Origin of the sequence: Robertmurraya sp. (assembly GCF_036676585.1) — a bacterium.
Lineage (GTDB): Bacteria > Bacillota > Bacilli > Bacillales > Cytobacillaceae > Robertmurraya_A.
In genome coordinates this window covers 1-4,157 of sequence record NZ_JAKFCQ010000216.1, presented here as the reverse complement: position 1 = coordinate 4,157, position 4,157 = coordinate 1, and the positions used below count along the sequence as shown (strand labels likewise).

Below are 4,157 nucleotides of genomic sequence, written 5' to 3'. Positions count from 1 at the left end.
TAAGCCCGGATCGTATGTGGATTGATTTCATTTACAAGGATTGTTCGTTGAGTAATTTTTTGTTTATCGGAAAGATAGATGATCTGTATTGGTTGCTTCTCATTTAATGCTTTTAGTAAAGCCCTCTCCATATGCATCCCTCACAATTAAGGTTGATATCCTTATTATATACGAACAAATGTTCTTTATTCAATAAATGAAAAAAGTGTGGAAAAAAATCCACACTTTTACTTGAATCAGTCATTCTTTTCTAGTTCTTGGTCGATTGTCCCTTCGTAATAACCATCACTTGCTTGTTCATGTGTTTGGGCTAATCCCATTTCGAGTTGGTTTTCACTGTTGTAATCAGAGGGTTCAAATGTTTTACCGGCAATTTTAGATGAGTTGTTTTTTTTCATACCATTCCCGCCTTTCATCATTTTCATCAACAATCATCTTTATTTTTTGATAAAAGGGGGAAGGGCATACTAACTAAAAACTAAAAAAATGCAAATTTTTTTAGTTGTAAGGGAATGGTTAATTTTTTCTGATTTTAAACTTACTTCCACATTTACAAATCACACTATGCTTCAAATATTTAATGGGAGTTTGACACTTAGGGCATACACTGTTATGCATATTAATCTCCTTCTTTTTTAATTAGTAACTTCTTTGTTTTTCACTACAATTTTTACATACTCCATAAAGCTCGAGCTGATGAGAATGAATACGAAACTTAGTTAACTTGTTTGCCACATCTTCCACTTCTCTTAATAGTGGATATTTGAAGTCTTCAATTATCCCACAAATATGACAAATCACATGATAATGTTCTTCCATTTTAAATTCATATTTGCTTAATCCATTACCATAGGGCAATTCATTTAATATTTTTAATTTCACAAACATTTTTACGTTATTGTAGATGGTTGCAATACTAATAGAGGGGAGATGTGAATGTATGTCATCCACAGTTGGATGACCTTTCATGGAAGCAATCGTTCTTAATATTTGCATTCTTTGTGGTGTAATCCGTAGTCCGCGTTCTTTTAAAAAAGGGATAAGTTTATCGAAATCAAATTCATTATTCATAAAAGAACCTCTTTATTAGTAGATTAGAAATTTGGGAAGTTCAAATAGAGTATATAGTTAATGATAACATTTCTCATTCAGAAATCAATACTTTTTTATAATTATTTTAAATTAATATCTATTTTACTTTGTTAATTATAGAATATAAAAAAACGACGGTCTGAACTTTTTCAGACCGCTGTACTTTATTTATGCTTCTTTCACTGGAGGTAAAATTGGGTGGCCTTGTGGAACCTCAGAACTTGAAAGAACATAGGTAGCACCTGTTGAAGCTGTAAGAATAAAAGCAATGGCAATAAAGGAATAGATTAATTTTTTCATAATTTCCTCCTAAATGGTTTTATTCAAATAATATACTGCTTTCTCAAACATACCAGTTGAATGATAATGCTTGGAAAGTAATTTATAAAACATAAGTAAATCATCTTTATTTTCATTAGAGCTCTCTAAGTATGGAATAACGGTTAAAATGACGTATTGGATTGATTTTGAATGATTCTCCAATGCAAGAAGATAATATTTTGATAGAATGGAATACTTTTTATTATTTAGAGTATCTGAAAGAGTGAATGTAATAGTAAAGGCTTCTTTTGCAACTTCATGTAAATGGGTTTCAAAAGCAACTTGACCTTTTACGTATTGTGTTACGAGAAAATGAGTGGTAGGTGGTAATTGTAAGGAAAGACTTTTATTTAAATACAACATTGCTTTATCGAAGTCTTTAAGCTTTTTATATAGAAGCCCAATATTATGATAAATTTGTGGTAGGAGATTCGTTTCATTTAATAATGTTGCATTTCTTTCTAAATGGTGAAAACAGCTTTTTGCTTCTTCGAAGATTCCAGAATGAGTGTAGTTAATTCCTAACAGCATTAAGCAATGAAGGATCCGAATAAAATTATGCTCATTCATATAGGACTGAAGGGCTGCTTTTGCAAAGTGAATGGCGTGACCAGATTGCTGTAAGGCTGCCTTTACCATTGAGCGATAATATAAGAATTCGCCCGAAGAAAAGTCATGACTGATTTGGAATAAGGAGTCAAACTGTTGATCCGCTTGTTCAAATTGCCCCTTCAATATATACAGTATCGTACTACAATAATGAAATAAATAGATTTCATGTTGGGAAAATGATTTCTTTAGTTTCTTAAGAATTTCCTTTTGTAGGTCAGCTTGGTTCACATTTCCGAGAAACAATAGGTAGCGCATCTTATACAGTTCATATGTATGCAAGTAAGAGGTAAACGGAATGATCGCATCATAGTCCTTCAACTGGCTGATAATATCTTCAACCTCATATTTTTGATAAAAATATATCTTTTCATTTAGACGTTTTAGTAAGTCGCCGATAATTTTTTCCTGTTCCTCGGCACGGTTGATGCTGATATGTAATCGATCGAGCAAGAGTGAAATGGTTTCATCATTTGCTTCTTTTCCGTTATTTTCAATTTTGCTTAAATGGGAAACGGAACAAATTCCATTAGCAAGCTCCTTTTGGGTAAGACCTTTTTGAGTCCGATAATACTTAATTAAAGGTCCAAATTGCAACGAAATCACCTCCTAATGCTTATACTTTATCACCGTTAGCATAAATGTAAACCTATTTTTCTGATTTTTTTGAATACAGGAAAAAAGGACGATATTTCGAACGTAAAAAAACCATCCAGAGAATTCTGAATGGTTTTTTTTACCCCTGTCTTTATCTTACACGAGGGAATCCAAATCCTGAAGCATAATCATCTCCAGTTGCTGCACCAATTCCTCCGTTAATATCGTATGATTTTGCACGATTTTGTAGTTCGCTTCTAAGCTGTGTATGTGAGAGTGAAGGGGTAGCTGCCCATATTTTTGCCGCTAAACCAGAAACATGTGGTGTAGCCATAGATGTCCCGCTAATTGTGTTATATCCACCGTTATACCAAGTGGATTCTATTGCTGCACCAGGTGCTGATACTTCAACATCGCGCTCTTGAATCACGAAATCACCATCAGTATTAGGATTGCCTCTTGATGAAAAATCAGCGACACGGTAAGTTCCATTTTGTTGAACGTTTTCAAGCGCAGCTACCGCAACGGCATTTACTAATGCACCTGGGTAACCAATCGTATTGCTTGCAGAACCGCTATTACCTGCAGCTGCAACCACCAATAAACCTTTGCTGTAAGCATAATCAACTGCGTTTGCAATCATGGTATCTTTTGAGCTTGATCCAAGGGACATGGAGATAATAACCTTTGAACCTGTTCTTGTTGCCTCGTCTGCTGCGTGTCGAATAGCTCCGGCAATGTCATCGGAATAGCCTGAACCGCGGTCGTTTAGTACCTTATAAGCCCAAAGGTCAGCTTCAGGAGCCACTCCATAAATTCCTAGTCCGTCACTACCCCCATGAGCTAATACTGTACCAGCGACATGGGTTCCATGACCGTTTCTATCACTACAAGAGCCGTTAACAAGAGGAGATTTGGTTTGTGTGAAATCTTTACACTGTTCAGCTGAACCTGCTAAGTCAATATGGCTTGTGTATACACCAGTATCTAAAACAGCAACTTTAATTCCTGCACCACCTGATGTTTTTTGAACAGAGCTATCATTATAGATTGCTTGAATTCCCCAAGGAGTTTGGTCACTTGGAAGAGCTTGTGTAGATGCTCCAGGCTTTGCTTTTGCTTCTGTACGATCCTCGAGGCTTACCTCTTCAACCAATTCGATAGTAAGATTCTTGTTTTTAAGTAAAGCGTTGTACTGACTTTCGTTTACTGTTGTTGTAAACCCGTCATTTCCAAAGTCCCAGCGCGATCCGTACGTTTGTTTTGCTTTCACCTTTTCGCTCTGAGGTCCTTGGATGTACACTCGATAAGTATCCTTTGAAGCACTTTCCTGCTGGGCACCAAGTGCACCACTTGCAAATAATGATAGTCCCATTGCTGCGCTAATAAGCACAGATCCCAAAGTTCTTTTTTTCATGTATGAACTCCTTCCCGACTTAAAGGTTCAACCTGCGAGGTTGTAAGGTAAGTATAGTAATAATTTTCTAACAAAATCAATAGACTTATAGAGTTAGAAAGTTGGGAAAATTTTGTGATAA

The 4,157-nt window shown here is 35.5% G+C and carries 4 protein-coding genes and 1 pseudogene; all 5 read right to left on the bottom strand.

Annotated features, from left to right (window positions below; genetic code table 11):
- Positions 1-236: 236 nt before the first annotated feature.
- Positions 237-395: pseudogene (locus ACGLXV_RS25545) on the bottom strand (YozQ family protein); the annotation flags it as partial.
- 244 nt (positions 396-639) lie between these two features.
- A complete protein-coding gene (locus ACGLXV_RS25540; RefSeq protein WP_391560839.1) occupies positions 640-1,071 on the bottom strand; it encodes a Fur family transcriptional regulator in 432 nt (143 codons plus the stop codon).
- 189 nt (positions 1,072-1,260) lie between these two features.
- Positions 1,261-1,392: a hypothetical protein gene (locus ACGLXV_RS25535; RefSeq protein WP_391560838.1), complete on the bottom strand. Its 132-nt coding sequence runs from the start codon at positions 1,390-1,392 to the stop codon at positions 1,261-1,263.
- A 9-nt stretch (positions 1,393-1,401) separates the two neighbouring features.
- Positions 1,402-2,619 (bottom strand): helix-turn-helix domain-containing protein, encoded by a 1,218-nt coding sequence (locus ACGLXV_RS25530; protein WP_391560837.1) that lies wholly within the window; start codon positions 2,617-2,619, stop codon positions 1,402-1,404.
- A 151-nt stretch (positions 2,620-2,770) separates the two neighbouring features.
- Entirely contained in the window at positions 2,771-4,036 is a 1,266-nt protein-coding gene (locus ACGLXV_RS25525) for a S8 family serine peptidase (protein ID WP_119707293.1), read from the bottom strand.
- Positions 4,037-4,157: the final 121 nt, after the last annotated feature.